The organism is Azotobacter beijerinckii (assembly GCF_900110885.1).
Classification (GTDB): Bacteria; Pseudomonadota; Gammaproteobacteria; order Pseudomonadales; family Pseudomonadaceae; genus Azotobacter; species Azotobacter beijerinckii.
Genome location: NZ_FOFJ01000009.1, coordinates 54,365 through 71,600, shown reverse-complemented (window position 1 = coordinate 71,600; position 17,236 = coordinate 54,365). Strand labels below are relative to the sequence as shown.

The window sequence follows — 17,236 nt, the reverse complement described above, 5'->3', positions numbered from 1 at the left end:
TCCATGTCCGCCACCGGCACCCTCTACATCATTTCCGCACCCTCCGGCGCCGGCAAGACCAGCCTGGTCAAGGCCCTGATCGACGCCCTGCCGCAGGTGCGGGTATCGGTTTCCCACACCACCCGCGGCATGCGCCCGGGCGAGGTCGAAGGGGTGAACTACCACTTCGTCGAGCGCCCGACCTTCCTGGGGATGCTCGAACGGGACGAGTTCCTCGAACACGCGGAAGTCTTCGGCAACCTCTACGGCACCTCGCAACTCTGGCTGGAACAGACCCTCGCCGAGGGCTTCGACCTGATCCTGGAAATCGACTGGCAGGGCGCCCAGCAGGTCCGCCGGCTGCTGCCCCAGGCGCAATCGATCTTCATCCTGCCGCCGAGCCAGGAAGCCCTGCGCCAGCGCCTGACCAACCGCGGCCAGGACAGCGACGAGATCATCGAGCGGCGCATGCGCGAGGCGGTCAGCGAGATGAGCCACTACCTGGAATACGACTACCTGGTCATCAACGACGACTTCGCCCACGCCCTCGAGGACCTGAAGTCGATCTTCCGCGCCCGCCAGCTGCAGCAGGAAAGCCAGCAGCGCCGCCACGGCAACCTGCTCGTCGAACTGCTGGCCTGAAACCGCGCCGGCACCGGGCCGAGCAGTCCGCCCAGGGTGCCGATCAGCGCGCCGGCGAGGACCCCTGGCCACTGCGCCGGGAAGGCTGCCTGGGTTCAACTGCGCTCATGTCGCGCACTCACCGATATGCCTATAGGTAGATAACGGTCCCCCTTCGGCAAGAAGCGAACCACGCACCACTCGGGCCATAATCCCGACTTTTCCGAGCACAGCGCCACCGACCGTACCCGGTTGAGCCGGCGCGTTTTCTATATAGCGCTGGAAATCGCACACGCAGACTCGGCCGGCTAGCCCAGCGCGCCGACCGGGTCCCGCTCCTCATCCCCTGCCGCCCGTGCGACAAAGCCGGCAGCCAGCCGCGACCGGCCGGTCATTTGGCCCTTCCCTTCGCAGGGGCGTTTTCCTAGACTAGTCAGTCCGCTTGCCCATCCGGGTACGGCCACTCTCATTCGTCACGAGGAACACCATGGCCCGCGTTACCGTTGAAGACTGCCTGGACAACGTCGATAACCGCTTCGAGCTGGTCATGCTCTCCAGCAAGCGCGCCCGCCAGCTGGCGACCGGCGGCAAGGAGCCGCGGGTACCCTGGGAGAACGACAAGCCCACCGTGGTCGCCCTGCGCGAGATCGCCGCGGGCCTGGTCGACTACAACGTCATCGCCCAGGACGAGATCGTCGCCGAGGAGCCGCTGTTCGCCGCCTTCGAGGAAGACAGCAACGAGGCCCTGTAATTCGATGTCCGACCGCGGTCGCAGCACGGAGGCACTGTCCGCTCGCCAGGGGGGACGTCCTTGGCCAGCATAGACGCCCTTGCCGATCGGCTCCTGACCTACCTCGCCCCGGACCAGGTCAACCTGGTCCGCCGGGCCTATTACTACGCCGAGCAGGCCCATGACGGCCAGCGCCGGCGCAGCGGCGAACCCTACGTCACCCACCCCCTCGCCGTCGCCAGCATCCTCGCCGACATGCACATGGACCATCAGAGCCTGATGGCCGCGATGCTCCACGACGTGATCGAGGACACCGGCATTCCCAAGGAAGCGCTGGTCGACCAGTTCGGCGAAACCGTCGCCGAACTGGTCGACGGGGTCAGCAAGCTGACCCAGATGAAGTTCGAGAACAAGGCCGAGGCGCAGGCCGAGAACTTCCAGAAGATGGCCATGGCCATGGCCCGCGACATCCGCGTGATCCTCGTCAAGCTGGCCGACCGCCTGCACAACATGCGCACCCTCGACGCCATGCCCTACGAGAAGAGCCGGCGCATCGCCAAGGAAACCCTGGAAATCTACGCGCCCATCGCCAACCGCCTGGGCATGCACAGCATGCGCGTGGAGTTCGAGGACCTCGGCTTCAAGGCCATGCACCCGATGCGCTCGGCGCGCATCCGCCAGGCGGTGCGCCGCGCCCGCGGCAACCGCAAGGAAATCGTCGCCAAGATCGAACAGTCGCTGGTCGCCTGCCTCGAGCGCGAGGGCCTGGGCGGCGACGTCAAGGGCCGCGAGAAGCACCTCTACAGCATCTACAAGAAGATGCGCGGCAAGCGCAAGGCGTTCGCCGAGATCATGGACGTCTACGCCTTCCGCATCGTGGTCGACAAGGTCGACACCTGCTACCGCGTGCTCGGCGCCGTGCACAACCTCTACAAGCCGCTGCCCGGCCGCTTCAAGGACTACATCGCGATCCCCAAGGCCAACGGCTACCAGTCGCTGCATACCACGCTGTTCGGCATGCACGGCGTGCCCATCGAGATCCAGATCCGCACCCGCGAGATGGAGGAGCTGGCCAACAACGGCATCGCCGCCCACTGGCTGTACAAGTCCGGCGACGAGGGCCCGATCAAGGGCAACCACGCGCGGGCCCGGCAGTGGGTCAAGGGCGTGCTGGAACTGCAGCAGAGCGCCGGCAATTCGCTGGAGTTCATCGAGAGCGTGAAGATCGACCTGTTCCCCGACGAGGTCTACGTGTTCACGCCCAAGGGCCGCATCATGGAGCTGCAGAAGGGCTCCACCGCGGTCGACTTCGCCTACGCGGTGCACACCGACGTCGGCAACAGCTGCATCGCCTGCCGCATCAACCGCCGCCTGGCACCGCTCTCCCAGCCGCTGGAAAGCGGTGCCACGGTGGAAATCGTCACCGCCCCCGGCGCCCGGCCGAATCCGGCCTGGCTGAACTTCGTGGTCACCGCCAAGGCGCGCACCCATATCCGCCACGCCCTCAAGCAGCAGCGCCGCTCGGAATCCATCAGCCTCGGCGAACGCCTGCTCAACAAGGTGCTCGCCGGCTTCGACGCCAGCCTCGAACAGCTCCCCGAGGAACGCCTGCGCGAGGTGCTCGGCGAGTACCAGATGGAGGTCTTCGAGGACCTTCTGGAAGACATCGGCCTGGGCAACCGCATGGCCTACGTGGTGGCCCGCCGACTGCTGGCCAGCGACAGCGAACAGGAGCCCGCCGACGAGGGGCCGCTGGCGATCCGCGGCACCGAGGGCCTGGTGCTGAGCTACGCGCGCTGCTGCTCGCCGATCCCCGGCGACCCCATCGTCGGCCACCTGTCGGCGGGCAAGGGGATGGTCGTGCACCTGGAAAACTGCCGCAACATCGGCGAGATCCGCCACAACCCGGAGAAATGCATTCCGCTGACCTGGTCCAAGGAGGTCGGCGGCGAGTTCAACGTCGAGCTGCGCGTCGAACTGGAACACCAGCGCGGCCTGATCGCCCTGCTCGCCGGCAGCGTCAACGCCGCCGACGGCAACATCGAGAAGATCGGCATGGACGAACGCGACGGCCGCACCAGCGTCGTCCAGCTGGTGATCAGCGTGAAGGACCGCATCCACCTGGCCCGGGTGATCCGCAAGCTGCGCGCCCTCAAGGGCGTCATCCGGATCACCCGCGTGCGCGCCTGACGGCGGGCGCCGACCCCGTGCGCCCCGTCCAGACTTTCCCCCCCAAGGAACTCCCCATGAGCAAGACCGCGATCAACACCGACCAGGCCCCCGCCGCCATCGGCACCTACTCCCAGGCGATCAAGGCCGGCAACACCGTCTACCTGTCCGGGCAAATCCCCCTCGACCCGCAGACCATGGAACTGGTGGCCGGCGACTTCGAAGCCCAGACCGTGCGGGTGTTCGAGAACCTCAAGGCGGTCGTCGAGGCGTCCGGCGGCTCGTTCGCCGACATCGTCAAGCTGAACATCTTCCTCACCGACCTGGCGCACTTCGCCAAGGTCAACGAGGTCATGGGCCGCTACTTCGCGCAGCCCTACCCGGCCCGCGCCGCCATCGGCGTCGCTTCCCTGCCTCGCGGTGCGCAGGTGGAGATGGACGGCATCCTGGTCCTCGGCTGAGGCCCGCGGGCGGAGCCGCCGCTCCGCCCTCCCCCGCGGCAAAAGCCCCCGCTCCGCATCGTTATATTTACTACTATATAACGCATGCCCTACACTTCCTCCCGGCCCCGCCGGCCAGGCGTCGTGGCCCCTGGCGGGAGAAGGATCTGTTCGCCGCTGTCCGGCACGCCCGGGCAAGTCACGCATTCGCACGAATGACCCGCGCCGGGCATCCCCGAGGGGCACCCGCGCATTCGACAATCCGCCCGCCATCCGCTGCACAGTGCACGCCGGAGCGCCGCCCCGCGCGCGGCCTCCCGGCAGCCGAGGCGGGCACGCCATGAGGAGGCACGCCATGTCCCACCCGCCGCTGGATAGCGAGGCCGGCGAAAGCGCCGCGCTCGACCGGGTCGAACCCATCCCCGCCGAGTCCCTGCCGCTGGTGCGCGACACCATCGAGCGCCTGCGCCCGGGAGTGCAGCGCGACGGCGGCGACCTCGAACTGGTCGCCGTGCAGGACAACATCGTCCGCCTGCGCCTCAAGGGCGCCTGCGTCGGCTGCGCGATGTCCGCCCAGACCCTCGGCGGCGTGCGCCGCGAGCTGGTCAAGGTGCTCGGCAATCCCTCGGTTCGCGTCCTGCCGGCCCCCTGAGCCCCCCCATGCGCCCGACAGAACGCCAGACAGGAGCGGTTCCCATGTCCAGTCTTCCCCACTACTGCGAATGCGACTTCGGCGAGTGCCGCACGGACCTGCTGCCGCTGCTCTACGAAATGAGCCAGATCGCCACGGAGAGCGGCGATCTGTCGAGCATCATCAACATCCTGCTGCGCCTGATGCAGCGCCACATGAAGGTGGTGCGCGGCATGGTCAGCCTCCACGACCGCGACTCCGGCAGCATCGTCCTGCACGAGAGCTTCGGCCTCAGCCCCGAGGAGGCCGGCAAGGGCGTCTACCTGCTCGGCGAAGGCATCACCGGGCGGGTGGTGGAGAGCGGCCAGAGCATCGTCGTGCCGTGCATCCGCGACGAGCCGGCGTTCCTCAACCGCACCGGCAGCCGCGACTGCGCCAGCGACGACGCCAACCTCTCGTTCATCTGCGTGCCGATCATGCGCGGCCGCCAGGTGATGGGCACGATCAGCGCCGAGCGCCTCTACGACAACGCCGAGCTGCTCAAGCTCGACGTCGAGGTGCTGTCGATCCTCGCCACCACCACCGCCCAGGCGGTCGAGCTGTATCTGGTGGAAAACGTCGAGAACGTCGCCCTCGAGGCGGAGAACCGCCGGCTGCGCAACGAGCTGGGCGAGCGCTTCAAGCCCGCCAACATCATCGGCAATTCCAAGCCGATGCTCGAGGTCTACCAGTTGATCGAGCGCGTGGTGCGCACCAAGACCACGGTGCTGATCCTCGGCGAGAGCGGCGTCGGCAAGGAGCTGGTGGCCGGCGCCATCCACTACAGCAGCTCGATGGCCAAGGGTCCGTTCATCAAGTTCAACTGCGCCTCGCTGCCCGAATCGGTCATCGAGAGCGAGCTGTTCGGCCACGAGAAAGGCTCCTTCACCGGCGCCATCGGCCTGCGCAAGGGCCGCTTCGAGGAAGCCGCCGGCGGCACCATCTTCCTCGACGAGGTCGGCGAGATGTCGCTGACCACCCAGGCCAAGCTGCTGCGCGTGCTGCAGGAGCGCAGCTTCGAGCGGGTCGGCGGCAACACCACCATTCACGTCGACCTGCGGGTGATCGCCGCGACCAACCGCAACCTCGCCGAGATGGTCGCCGACGGCAGCTTCCGCGAGGACCTCTACTACCGCCTCAACGTCTTCCCGATCACCATCCCGCCGCTGCGCGAGCGCGGCAGCGACATCATCACCCTCGCCGACCACTTCGTCTCGCGCTTCTCCAAGGAGATGGGCATCGAGGTCAAACGCATCTCCACCCCGGCGCTGAACATGCTGCAGACCTACCACTGGCCGGGCAACGTGCGCGAGCTGGAGAACGTCATCGAGAGGGCCATGCTGCTCAGCGAGGACGGGGTGATCCACGGCTACCACCTGCCGCCCTCGCTGCAGGCGCCGGTGGTCGGCGAAACCGAGGCGCCGGCGGACGGCCTCGAGGCGCGCCTCAACGCCATCGAGTACGAACTCATCGTCGAGGCCCTCAAGCTGCACCACGGCAACATGACCGAGGCGGCCACCCACCTCGGCCTGACCCGCCGCGTGCTCGGCCTGCGCATGGGCAAGTACAACCTCAACTACCGGAACTACCGCTGAGCGCGGGCGGCGCGCCGGGCGCCGTTCGCGAAGGTACCGCCGCGTACGCGGATCGTTCGCCGCGGTACGCCAAAGCCCGGCGACTCCCGGCCATTCGCCGCGAAACCCCGCAACGGCGCGGCTTGGCGCGATTGGCGCGCTGTTTGCTCCCTCCCCCAGCAGGAGTTCGCGGCGGAGCGCTCCCCGCCACACGCGCCCCGCCCGCCGAACGGCACTTTCCATCCACCGCACGCGACGGGTGCCGCCCGTCCGGAGAGGGACGATGAACCAGACCGACATCCAGAACCTGCTCGACGAGCCGGCCTGCACCCATAACACGGCGGGCAAGACCGGCTGTTCGCGTTCGCGCCCCGGCGCCACCCAGGGCGGCTGCGCCTTCGACGGCGCGCAGATCGCGATCCTGCCGATCGCCGACGCCGCGCACATCGTCCACGGCCCGATCGGCTGTTCCGGCAGCTCCTGGGACCTGCGCGGCAGCAGCTCCTCCGGCCCGCAGCTGTACCGCCTGGGGATGACCACCGAGCTGTCCGACATCGACGTGATCATGGGCCGCGGCGAGAAGAAGCTGTTCCACGCGATCCGCCGCGCGGTCGAGCGCTACAGCCCGCAGGCGGTGTTCGTCTACGGCACCTGCGTGCCGGCGATGCAGGGCGACGACATCGAGGCCGTGGCCCGCGACGCCAGCCAGCGCTGGGGCGTGCCGGTGATCCCGGTGGACGGCGCCGGCTTCTACGGCACCAAGAGCCTGGGCAACCGCATCGCCGGCGAGACCCTCTACCGCCACGTCATCGGCAGCCGCGAGCCGGCGCCGCTGCCGCCGGGCGCCGTCGCCGCCGGGATCAAGGTGCACGACGTCAACCTGATCGGCGAATACAACATCGCCGGCGAGTTCTGGCGCGTCGCGCCGCTGTTCGACGAACTCGGCCTGCGCATCCTCTGCACCCTCTCCGGCGACGCGCGCTTTCGCGAGGTCCAGACCATGCACCGCGCCGAAGCCAACATGGTGGTCTGCTCCAAGGCCATGCTCAACATCGCCCGCCACCTGCGGGAAGCGCACGGCACGCCGTTCTTCGAGGGCAGCTTCTACGGCATCGCCGACACCTCGCAGGCGCTGCGCGACTTCGCCAAGGCGATCGGCGACCCCTCGCTCTCGGTGCGCACCGAGCTGCTGATCCTGCGCGAGGAGAACAAGGCCCGGGCGGCGCTCGCCCCCTGGCGCGAGCGGCTGGCCGGCAAGCGCGCGCTGATCTTCTCCGGCGGGGTGAAATCCTGGTCGGTGGTCTCGGCGCTGCAGGACCTCGGCGTCGAGGTGATCGCCACCGGTACCGAGAAATCCACCGAGGAGGACCGCGCGCGGATTCGCGAACTGATGGGCGAGAACACCCGGATGATCGACGACAACGACCAGAGCGCGCTGATCGCCACCTGCATCGAGAGCGGCGCCGACATCCTGATCGCCGGCGGACGCTACCTGTACGCCGCGCTCAAGGCGCGCCTGGCCTTCCTCGACATCAACCACGAACGCGACTTCGGCTACGAAGGCTACGCAGGCTTCGTCGAACTGGCCCGCCAGCTCGCCCTGGCCGTGCACAGCCCGGTGTGGCAGCGCGTGCGCCAGGAGCCGCGCTGGGTGCGCGCGAGCGCCAATACCGCCCTGCTGGAGGAAGCCTGACATGGCCCGGATCGTCCAGACCAACAAGCCGCTGAGCGTCAACCCGCTGCGCGTCAGCCAGCCGATGGGCGCGGCGCTGGCCTTCCTCGGCCTGGCCCGCAGCCTGCCGCTGGAGCACGGCGCCCAGGGCTGCACGGCGTTCAGCAAGGTATTCTTCACCCGCCACTTCCGCGAGCCCATCCCGCTGCAGACCACCGCGCTGGACATGGTCAGCAGCGTACTCGGCGGCGACGAGCGGCTGCAGGAAGGCCTGGCGACGGTGATCGACGAACACCGCCCGGAAGTGGTCGGCCTGGTCACCACCGGCCTGGTGGAAATGCAGGGCGCCGACATCCGCCGCGTGCTGCGCAACTTCCACGCCGGCCGCTGCGAGAGCGCCAGCGTCGTCGCGGTGAACACCCCGGACACCCTCGGCGGCCTGGAGAGCGGCTACGCCCTGGCGGTGGAGGCGATCATCGAGGCGCTGGTGCCGGACGCCGTGGTGCCGGCGGTGCAGCGCGCCCGCCAGGTCAACCTGCTCGCCTCGTCGATGCTGACCCCCGCCGACGTCGAGGCGATCCGCGAATGGATCGAGAGCTTCGGCCTGCAGGCGGTGATCCTCCCCGACCTCGCCGACTCCCTCGACGGCCACCTGACGCCCCAGGGCTACACCACCCTGACCACCGGCGGCACCAGCCGCCAGGCGATCGCCGCGATGGGCCGCTCGGCGCTGACCCTGGTGATCGGCGACTCCCTCGCCGGCGCTGCCGACCTGCTGCAGGCGCGCACCGGGGTGCCCGACCTGCGCCTGGCCGGGCTGACCGCGCTGGCCGACTGCGACGCCTTCGTCCAGGCGCTCGCCGACGTCTCCGGCCGCCCGGTGCCGGCGCGCATCCTCCGCCAGCGCGAGCAGCTGCTCGACGCGATGGTCGACAGCTACGTCCCGGTCGGCGGCGCGCGCATCGCCGTCGGCGCCGACGCCGACCAGTTGGTCGCCCTCGGGCGCTTTCTCGACGACATCGGCGCCCGCCTGGTCGCCGCGGTCAGCCCCTGCCGCACCGCGGCGCTGCAGGCGCTGAACGTCGAGGAGGTGGTGGTCGGCGACTTCGAGGACCTAGAAGAACGCGCCCGGGACGCCGGCGCGCAGCTGCTGATCGGCAACTCCCACGCCCTGCAGAGCGCCGAGCGCCTCGGCATCCCGCTGCTGCGCGCGGGCTTTCCGCAGTACGACCACTACGGCGCGGCGGCGCGCCTGTGGGTCGGCTACCGCGGCGCGCGCCAGCTGCTCTTCGAGCTGGCCAACCTGTTCGCCCCCCGGGGCGCCGGCATCGCCCCCTACCACTCGCCGCTGCGCCAGGACTTCGACGGCGCCGCCGAACCTTCCGCGAGGAGCATTTCCGCATGATCAAAGTCGCTTTCGCCTCCAACGACCGCGTCAACGTCAACCTGCACTTCGGCGCCGCCGACACCCTGGTGGTCTACGACGTCTCGCCGGGCTACGCCGAACTGCTCGGCGTCGGCGAATTCGTCAAGGTCAACATGAAGGGCGAGAACCGCCTCAAGGCCCTGTCGACCGACGAGGAAACCGCCAACGTCGTCGACATGCAGCTCAGCGCCGAGGAACTGGAACGCCTCGCCGCCAAGCCGCCGGAAGACAAGGTGATCGCCAAGCTGGAGTTCCTCGACGACTGCTCGGCGATCTACGCCGCCTCGATCGGCACCTCGTCGATCAAGCGGCTGATCGCCGCCGGCATCCAGCCGATCATCGTCGGCACCGGCCAGACCATCGAGGACCTGCTCAACGAAGTCAGCCTGGCCCTGCACTGCGGCGGCCTGAGCTGGGTCGAACGCGCCAAGGCCAAGGCCGAACGCACCGCCCAGACACCCACCGCGCCCCGCGAGTCCGCCGGCGGGCTGCGCCTGATCACCTCCATCGAGGAACTGGAGTAACCGCACTGCCCGGCCCGCCGCCGCGCCAGCCCGGGGGCGGGCGGGCAAGGGCCGGGTTTCCTTGTCGACCAAGGTCTGCTTTCATCACGTCTCCTTCCCCGTTCAGGGCTACCCCATGCCTCCCTGGCTCCGCTGGCTGCTCGTCCTCCCCTGCGCCTACCTCGCCTGGATCGCCACCGCGCTGCTCGGCATGATGGTGCATGCCCGTGCCGAGCTTGCCTGGTGTCCGGCGCCGGACTGGGTTTCCGACTTCTGCACGAATCAGCAGGTCCAGGCCCGCCTCGACCTGCTGATCGTGCTCTTCGCCGGCCTGTCCGCCGTCGCGGTCATCGTCGCCGCCTCGGCCATGGCGCCGGCCCGCAAGGTGACCGTCGCCTGGTGCGCCCTCGGCACAGGCGCAGTCCTCTCCGCGCTGCTGGACTTCGGTTCCCCGCCGTTCTACGCGGCGGTATCGGCCGGCAGCCTGACCAGCCTCGCGCTGTCGCTGCGCCGCTGAACAGAGCCCCGGCGGCGAGATCATGGACGCGGCTCTAGGCCGTGCACGCTGGTGCTGATGGCGCTGACCGCACTCACCGTATTCGCCGACTACCAGCCGCTCGGCAGCCCGACCTGAAGCAGGACAGCGAACGCAACGGCAGTCGCACCGGTTAAGATGCAAAGAGCGCCCCTCCCCTTCGACCCCTTTGCCGGATCGCTCCCGCCCATGCACCTCCGCCGCCTCCACCACGCCGCCATCATCTGCTCCGACTACGCCGTCTCGAAGCGCTTCTACACCGAGGTCCTCGGCCTGCGCGTCGTCGCCGAGCATTACCGGACCGAGCGGCAGTCCTACAAGCTCGATCTGGCATTGCCCGACGGCTCGCAGGTCGAGCTGTTCTCCTTTCCCGCGCCGCCGCCGCGCCCTTCGCGGCCGGAGGCGCAGGGGCTGCGCCATCTGGCCTTCGAGGTGGACGACGTGGCGGCCTGCAAGGCGGAACTCGAAGCCCGCGGCATCGCCGTCGAGGCGATTCGCACCGACGAATACACCGGCCGGCGCTTCACCTTCTTCGCCGACCCGGACGGGCTGCCGCTGGAGTTGTACGAAGCGCCGCCGCGGACGGAGGGCTGAGACGAAAAAAAGGCCCGCCGGACCGAGGTCGCGGCGGGCCTTTGGAGGCGCCGGCGGGGTTCAGGTCGCGTCGGCGTGGCTGACCAGACCCTTGACGAGGATCGCCGCGGTGGCGATGCCGGCCGGCACCATCAGGGCGGTGAGCACCTCCGCGAAGGTCCAGCCCAGGCCGAGCAGGGTCGCGCCGATCCAGGCGCCGAGGATCGCGCCGAAGCGGCCGATGCCGAGCATCCAGGACACCCCGGTGGCGCGGCCGTGGGTCGGGTAGAAGCGAGCGGCCAGGGACGGCATGGCCGACTGGGCGCCGTTGACGCTCATCCCGGCGAGCAGCACCAGGGTCGCCAGCAGGGCGGTCTGGCCCAGGCTCTGGCCGACCGCGTAGGTGAAGAGACCGGCCATCAGGTAGAACAGGCCGATCACCTTGTGCGGGTTCACCCGGTCCATCGCCCAGCCCACCGCCACCGCGCTGAGCACGCCGCCGAACTGGAACAGCGCGCCGATGAAGGCGGCCCGCTCCATGCTCGCGCCGCTGTCGCGCAGCAGCGTGGGCAGCCAGCTGGTCAGCAGGTAGACGATCACCAGGCCCATGAAGTAGGTGAGCCAGAGCAGCAGGGTGCCGACGCGGAAGGTGCCGCCGAAGATCACCGCGAAGACGTTGCCGGACTTCTCCTGGCGCTGTTCCGGGATGCTGAAGCCTTTGGCCTGCGCCGCTTCCTCGCCGATCGGCCGCAGCACCCGGCGAATGCGCTCGACGTCGTGACCGCGCGCCACCAGGTAGCGGGCCGACTCGGGCAGCCAGAACAGCAGGGCCAGCGCCAGGACCAGCGGCAGCACGCCGCCGACCAGCAGCAGGCTGTGCCAGCCGAAGGCCGGGATCATCCAGGCGGAGACGAAGCCGCCGCCGGCCATGCCCAGGTTGAAGCCGCAGAACATGCTGGTCACCAGCAGCGACTTATGGCGCACCGGGGTGTATTCCGAGAGCAGCGTGGTGGCGTTGGGCATCGCCGCGCCGAGGCCCAGGCCGGTGAGGAAGCGCAGCACCACCAGCTCGCCGACGCCGCTGCTGTAGGCCGAGGCCAGGCTGAACAGGCCGAACAGCAGCGCCGAGCCGACCAGCACGCCCTTGCGGCCGAAGCGGTCGGCCAGCGGGCCGGAGCCGAGGGCACCGAACACCATGCCGATCAGCGCGGCGCTCATCACCGGGCCGAGGCTAGCGCGGTCGATGCCCCAGTCCTGGATCAGCGCCGGGGCGATGAAGCCCATGGCGGCGGTGTCCAGGCCGTCGAGGAAGACGATCAGGAAGCACAGCAGGACGACGCGCCACTGGTGGAGGCTCAGCGGCCGGGAATCGATAAAGGCTTGTACGTCGAGGGTTTGCGGGGGCTGGGCGTCGCCGGGGGCGGCGGCCTCGCCCGGAAGCACGAGGGTGGTGGTCATGAGGCTCTCCTTGTTCGTTGTTATTGGGCGTTGCAGAGCGATCCGGTGCCCACGCTACGACCACCCCAACCGGCAGAACAAGGCGATAACCGCCTTAGCGTTCGATCAGCGCACGACACTTCCCGCCATTCCGCCCCCTTCCTTAATGGAGAACGCCACCGACATCCCCTCCTGCGCCAGACAAGAGGGAACCGAGTACCGCCCGGAACGGATCGCCCTCCGGCTGTACCTCCGGGTACGCCGGCGCGCGGTACGGCGACCGAGCGATCCAAAATGGATGGCGAAAAAACTGAAATATCAGGCAAATAAATCCACATAAAAACATATTGATGGTTTTTTATCCCAAAAAAACCATAATCCACGCATATCGATACTTGATGGCACCGCCCTTGCTCAATCTCCAGTGGCACAAATCAAACGCCCACGAATCAATGGAGGTTCCAAGATGGCATTGCGTCAGTGTGCAATTTACGGCAAGGGTGGCATCGGCAAGTCCACCACCACCCAGAACCTGGTCGCCGCCCTCGCCGAGGCCGGCAAGAAGGTGATGATCGTCGGCTGCGACCCGAAAGCCGACTCCACCCGCCTGATCCTGCACTCCAAAGCCCAGAACACCGTCATGGAGATGGCCGCATCCGCCGGCTCGGTGGAAGACCTCGAGCTGGAAGACGTGCTGCAGATGGGCTTCGGCGGCGTCAAGTGCGTCGAGTCCGGCGGCCCTGAGCCGGGCGTCGGCTGCGCCGGCCGCGGCGTGATCACCGCGATCAACTTCCTGGAAGAAGAAGGCGCCTACAGCGACGACCTGGACTTCGTGTTCTACGACGTGCTGGGCGACGTGGTGTGCGGCGGCTTCGCCATGCCGATCCGCGAGAACAAGGCCCAGGAAATCTACATCGTCTGCTCCGGCGAGATGATGGCCATGTACGCCGCCAACAACATCGCCAAGGGCATCGTGAAGTACGCCCACTCCGGCAGCGTGCGTCTGGGCGGGCTGATCTGCAACAGCCGCAAGACCGACCGCGAAGACGAGCTGATCATGGCTCTGGCCGCGAAGATCGGCACCCAGATGATTCACTTCGTGCCGCGCGACAACGTCGTGCAGCACGCCGAAATCCGCCGCATGACCGTGATCGAATACGATCCGAAAGCCAAGCAGGCCGACGAGTACCGCGCCCTGGCCAGGAAGATCGTCGAGAACAAGATGCTGGTCATCCCGAACCCGGCGAGCATGGAAGACCTCGAAGAGCTGCTGATGGAGTTCGGCATCATGGAAGCCGAAGACGAATCCATCGTCGGCAAGACCGCCGCCGAAGGCTGATCCACCCCGCGCAGTGTTTGCGGAGGAGCGTGCGTCGCGGGCTGTCCGGAATGGCTTCTCGCGGCCGGCGGCGCACGCCGTCCTCCCTTTTGAATCGCCCCGAATTCTCCAACCTCAGGAGCTGACCCTATGGCCATGGCCATCGACGGCTACGAATGCACCGTCTGCGGCGACTGCAAGCCGGTCTGCCCGACCGGCTCGATCGCCCTCCAGGGCGGGATCTACACGATCGATGCCGACAGCTGCAACGAGTGCGCCGATGCAGGCGAACCGCGCTGCCTCGGCGTCTGTCCCGTGGACTTCTGCATCCAGCCGCTCGATGACTGAAGACTGAACGAGCCCGCACCCGCTTGCCGGCGACAGAGCATCCCGCGCCGCTCTGCCACCGGGTCCCAAACGGCGATCGCTTTCCTCAGGGGCGATCGCCGTTTTCGTTTTTCTCCATCCGAGGGCGACCGCACTCCGTGCACTCGCTTCGTACGGTCATCCTGCCCGTTGCGTCCAAGCCACATGCGAAGTGGTAGCCTTACAGCACCTCAATCTACTAGCCACGCTGCACACTGCTCCCACAACCACCCTTTGCATATGCTCGAGAACGACGAGTTGCTCAGGTCTGGCGAATATCCCTCTGGGTTAGTGCTGGAGGCTTGGAACGAATTGCACGCTGGAGAACCGAGCCGATGCTGACCTCTTTGCATATCCAGAACTTCAAGGCCTGGAAAGACACCGGCCCGATTCGCCTGGCCCCCCTTACCGTGATTTTTGGCGCCAACAGCGCTGGTAAAAGCAGCCTTGGGCATTTGCTCCTGGCATTGAAGCAAACGGTATTGTCTGCCGACCGCAAACGTCCACTGCATTTGGGCGATGAAAACTCGCTAATCGAGCTGGGCACCTTTGCCGAATGCCTGCATAACCACGATCTCGGCCACCCCCTGCAGTTTGAGCTTGGCTGGCGCGTGCCAGGCAAGCTGGAAATACGCGACCCACTCAGTCACCTTAAATTCGTCGGCGATGAGTTGCGCCTGAATGTATCCCTCCAGGCGGACAAGAAAGAACAGCCACGCATCCAGCGTCTGGCTTATGAGTTGCGCCAACAGCAACACGCTACTCTGGTGGTGGACTATTTTCGCGACGAGAAAGACAAGCCGGAAATCCGCTCGGAGCAGTACCGGCTGGTGCGCAATACCGGGCGAGCCTGGCCGCTGGATGAGCCGGACAAGTTTTACCGCATCTCCGATCAGAGCCGGGCACGTTTTCAAAACGCCGAATTTCTTTCCGACCTCGCCTTGCAGACGGAGGCTGCACTGGGCAGCGTTTATTACCTCGGACCGCTGCGCGAGCACCCAAAGCGCATTTACTCCTGGTCCGGCGAAACGCCGGAAAGCGTCGGACAAAAAGGCGAGTTCTCGATAGCCGCCATTCTTGCTGCCAGCGAGCAGGAGCGCATGCTCAATCGTGGCCCCAAAAAAAGGCAATATCGGTTTGATGCGTTCATTGCCCAGTGGCTTAAGGATTTAGGCATCATTGAACGTTTTGTCGTCAAGCCGGTGGCGGAAGGCCGCAAGGAATACGAAGTACTGGTAAAAGCGCATGCCAGCGCGAGCGATGTGAAGATCACCGACGTGGGTTTTGGCGTATCGCAGGTATTGCCGGCGCTGGTGCAAGCGTTTTACTGCCCTCCCAACTCCACCGTCTGGATGGAGCAACCGGAAATCCACCTGCATCCGCAAGTTCAGGCCGAATTGGCGGACGTGTTCATTTCCGCCATCAAGTCGCGCGAGGACAGCAAGGAGCGGAACATTCAGTTGATCGTGGAAAGCCACTCCGAGCACTTCCTCAACCGCCTGCAGCGCCGTGTCGCCGAAGGCGAGATCACGCCGGACGATGTGGCCGTGTATTTCTGCCGCCGCCCCGGCTCCGCCGCAGAACTGGAACCACTGCGGCTGAACATGTTCGGCGAAATCGAGAATTGGCCGGAAAACTTCTTTGGCGATGAAATGGCCGATATCTCGGCGCGAACCCTTGCCGCCATGCAGCGCAAGATCGAGCAGCGCAAGGACGACGAATGATCAAGGCAGTAATCGACACCAATGTGTTGCTGGTGGCCAATCTACAACATCCCGAGGTGTCGCCCGAATGCGTGGCCGAATGTGTACGCTATCTGCGGGATATGCAGTCCAAGGGCGTGACCGTGATTGATGATGGCTACCGCATTCTGGGCGAATATCTGAACAAGACTCAGCTCAAGCCGCCCAAAGGAGTTGGCGATGTCTTCCTGAAGTGGCTGCTGCAAAATGCCAGCAATCCGAAGCATGTCGAACAGGTGTCCATTACCGAATTGGCGCCGGACGAGTTTGCCGAGTTTCCCGATCAGCTATTGCAGCCGCAATTCGATGCACCGGATCGCAAGTTTGCCGCCGTGGCGCATGCCCATCCGGACAAGCCACCGGTTCTGCAGGCAGCCGATTGCAAATGGCTGGACTGGTGGCAGGCACTGCGGGCTCAAGGTATTGCCGTCAAGTTTCTGTGTCCGGACGACGCCTGTCGCTTCTACCGGAAGAAGTTCCCGTCGCAGGCCGTGCCAGCCTTGCCCGATGCTTGAAACAGAGATGCACGACTTCTTCCGCTTTCCCCACACGCCCCATATCACCTGGCTGGCCACTGGCAAGCCTCGCGACGACAAGGTGTTGGACGCTGCCGAAGCCAGCGCCCTGCTGGCAGGCGAGGTGGTTGTCGAAGAAAAACTCGATGGCGCCAACCTCGGCATCTCCCTCGGGCCAGAGGGCCAGTTGCGCATTCAAAACCGTGGCCAGTACCTGCAGGAGCCGTTTTCCGGCCAGTTTTCCCGTCTCACCTCATGGCTGGCGCAGCATCGCTATGCCCTTACGGATGAATTGGACGAGCACCTGATCCTGTTTGGCGAGTGGTGTGCGGCCCGGCACTCGCTGGGCTATGCAACCCTGCCTGACTGGTTCCTTCTGTTCGATGTCTATGATCGACGTGAACGGCGCTTTTGGAGCACGCGCCGCCGCAATGCCCTGGCAAAAACGCTTGAGCTTTCCGTGGTCCCCCAAGTGCTGCATGGACGAACGACCTTGGACGACCTGAAAAAACTGCTGTTCGCCCAGCCAAGCCACTATCGCCAGGGACCGCCGGAAGGTGTGGTGATCCGCCGGGAAACGGCCGACGGGTGCCAGGCCAGAGCCAAGCTGGTACGGCCGGACTTCACTCAGAATATCGGCGAACACTGGAGAAGCAGGGCCATTCAATGGAATCGGATTCGAAGGCCCTCGGGAAAACCCGGCAGTTCGAGCTGACCGTTGCAGCCGCCGCCAGGGCTCCTCGCCCATAGGCCTTGAGCAGCCTCCGCGCATCCCCCACGCACCTCGACGTACAGACCCCGAACGCTCCGTACTTGGCCGAACGAAAAACCTTTTGCGTATTCCGCCCGCCGCCCGCGCAAGCGCCGCACACCTGGAAAAAACACCCGAAAAGCCCCCCGCGCGACGCCTTTCTGCAGCAGCGAAAGCGATCAACAAGTCATTGATTCAAAAGGACTAATCAGGTC

General features: G+C 66.5%; 17 protein-coding genes. 16 read left to right on the top strand and 1 reads right to left on the bottom strand.

All coding sequences use genetic code 11. The annotated features are described in order from the left end of the window. The first annotated feature begins 3 nt into the window (after positions 1-3). The 11 genes from gmk (at position 4) to gloA2 (ending at position 10,913) form a co-directional block, all read left to right on the top strand. On the top strand, positions 4-621 hold the full coding sequence (gene gmk / locus BMY22_RS06835; protein ID WP_090620614.1) for a guanylate kinase: 618 nt from the start codon (positions 4-6) through the stop codon (positions 619-621). Between the two features lie 466 nt (positions 622-1,087). Continuing rightward, on the top strand, positions 1,088-1,351 hold the full coding sequence (rpoZ, locus tag BMY22_RS06830; RefSeq protein ID WP_039806815.1) for a DNA-directed RNA polymerase subunit omega: 264 nt from the start codon (positions 1,088-1,090) through the stop codon (positions 1,349-1,351). Between the two features lie 60 nt (positions 1,352-1,411). Further along, positions 1,412-3,520 (top strand): bifunctional GTP diphosphokinase/guanosine-3',5'-bis pyrophosphate 3'-pyrophosphohydrolase, encoded by a 2,109-nt coding sequence (gene spoT, locus BMY22_RS06825; RefSeq protein ID WP_090620613.1) that lies wholly within the window; start codon positions 1,412-1,414, stop codon positions 3,518-3,520. A gap of 56 nt (positions 3,521-3,576) precedes the next feature. Next, the gene (locus tag BMY22_RS06820; protein WP_090620611.1) at positions 3,577-3,960 is read left to right on the top strand and encodes a RidA family protein; all 384 of its coding nucleotides are present in this window, start codon (positions 3,577-3,579) and stop codon (positions 3,958-3,960) included. A gap of 334 nt (positions 3,961-4,294) precedes the next feature. After that, positions 4,295-4,591, top strand: a complete 297-nt coding sequence (locus BMY22_RS06815; RefSeq protein WP_090620609.1) for a NifU family protein — start codon at positions 4,295-4,297, stop codon at positions 4,589-4,591. Positions 4,592-4,635: 44 nt separating this feature from the next. Further along, positions 4,636-6,204, top strand: a complete 1,569-nt coding sequence (locus BMY22_RS06810; RefSeq protein WP_090620607.1) for a sigma 54-interacting transcriptional regulator — start codon at positions 4,636-4,638, stop codon at positions 6,202-6,204. A 262-nt stretch (positions 6,205-6,466) separates the two neighbouring features. Then, on the top strand, positions 6,467-7,876 hold the full coding sequence (gene nifE, locus BMY22_RS06805; protein ID WP_090620605.1) for a nitrogenase iron-molybdenum cofactor biosynthesis protein NifE: 1,410 nt from the start codon (positions 6,467-6,469) through the stop codon (positions 7,874-7,876). A gap of 1 nt (position 7,877) precedes the next feature. Continuing rightward, positions 7,878-9,260 carry a nitrogenase iron-molybdenum cofactor biosynthesis protein NifN gene (nifN, locus tag BMY22_RS06800; protein WP_090620603.1) on the top strand — a complete coding sequence of 461 codons (1,383 nt, stop codon included), beginning with the start codon at positions 7,878-7,880 and terminating at the stop codon, positions 9,258-9,260. Next, positions 9,257-9,805, top strand: coding sequence for a NifB/NifX family molybdenum-iron cluster-binding protein (locus BMY22_RS06795; RefSeq protein ID WP_090620601.1), 549 nt, complete (start codon positions 9,257-9,259; stop codon positions 9,803-9,805). The genes nifN and BMY22_RS06795 overlap by 4 nt, the downstream gene beginning before the upstream one ends. A gap of 115 nt (positions 9,806-9,920) precedes the next feature. Continuing rightward, the gene (locus BMY22_RS06790) at positions 9,921-10,301 is read left to right on the top strand and encodes a hypothetical protein (RefSeq protein ID WP_090620600.1); all 381 of its coding nucleotides are present in this window, start codon (positions 9,921-9,923) and stop codon (positions 10,299-10,301) included. Positions 10,302-10,508: 207 nt separating this feature from the next. Continuing rightward, positions 10,509-10,913 carry an SMU1112c/YaeR family gloxylase I-like metalloprotein gene (gloA2, locus tag BMY22_RS06785; protein WP_090620598.1) on the top strand — a complete coding sequence of 135 codons (405 nt, stop codon included), beginning with the start codon at positions 10,509-10,511 and terminating at the stop codon, positions 10,911-10,913. Between the two features lie 60 nt (positions 10,914-10,973). Here the strand turns inward: gloA2 and pcaK are convergent, their stop codons facing one another. Continuing rightward, positions 10,974-12,350, bottom strand: coding sequence for a 4-hydroxybenzoate transporter PcaK (pcaK, locus tag BMY22_RS06780; RefSeq protein ID WP_244158817.1), 1,377 nt, complete (start codon positions 12,348-12,350; stop codon positions 10,974-10,976). Positions 12,351-12,795: 445 nt separating this feature from the next. Here pcaK and nifH point away from each other — a divergent pair, with 445 nt between their 5' ends. The 5 genes from nifH (at position 12,796) to BMY22_RS06755 (ending at position 16,985) form a co-directional block, all read left to right on the top strand. Continuing rightward, a complete protein-coding gene (gene nifH / locus BMY22_RS06775; RefSeq protein WP_090620596.1) occupies positions 12,796-13,668 on the top strand; it encodes a nitrogenase iron protein in 873 nt (290 codons plus the stop codon). Positions 13,669-13,797: 129 nt separating this feature from the next. Then, positions 13,798-13,995: a ferredoxin gene (locus BMY22_RS06770; protein ID WP_090620594.1), complete on the top strand. Its 198-nt coding sequence runs from the start codon at positions 13,798-13,800 to the stop codon at positions 13,993-13,995. A 353-nt stretch (positions 13,996-14,348) separates the two neighbouring features. After that, positions 14,349-15,737, top strand: a complete 1,389-nt coding sequence (locus tag BMY22_RS06765) for a DUF3696 domain-containing protein (protein WP_090620593.1) — start codon at positions 14,349-14,351, stop codon at positions 15,735-15,737. Next, positions 15,734-16,270 (top strand): hypothetical protein, encoded by a 537-nt coding sequence (locus tag BMY22_RS06760; RefSeq protein WP_090620592.1) that lies wholly within the window; start codon positions 15,734-15,736, stop codon positions 16,268-16,270. The genes BMY22_RS06765 and BMY22_RS06760 overlap by 4 nt, the downstream gene beginning before the upstream one ends. A gap of 7 nt (positions 16,271-16,277) precedes the next feature. Beyond that, complete coding sequence (locus BMY22_RS06755) at positions 16,278-16,985, top strand: RNA ligase family protein (protein ID WP_090620724.1); 708 nt, start codon at positions 16,278-16,280, stop codon at positions 16,983-16,985. The last annotated feature ends 251 nt before the right edge of the window (positions 16,986-17,236 follow it).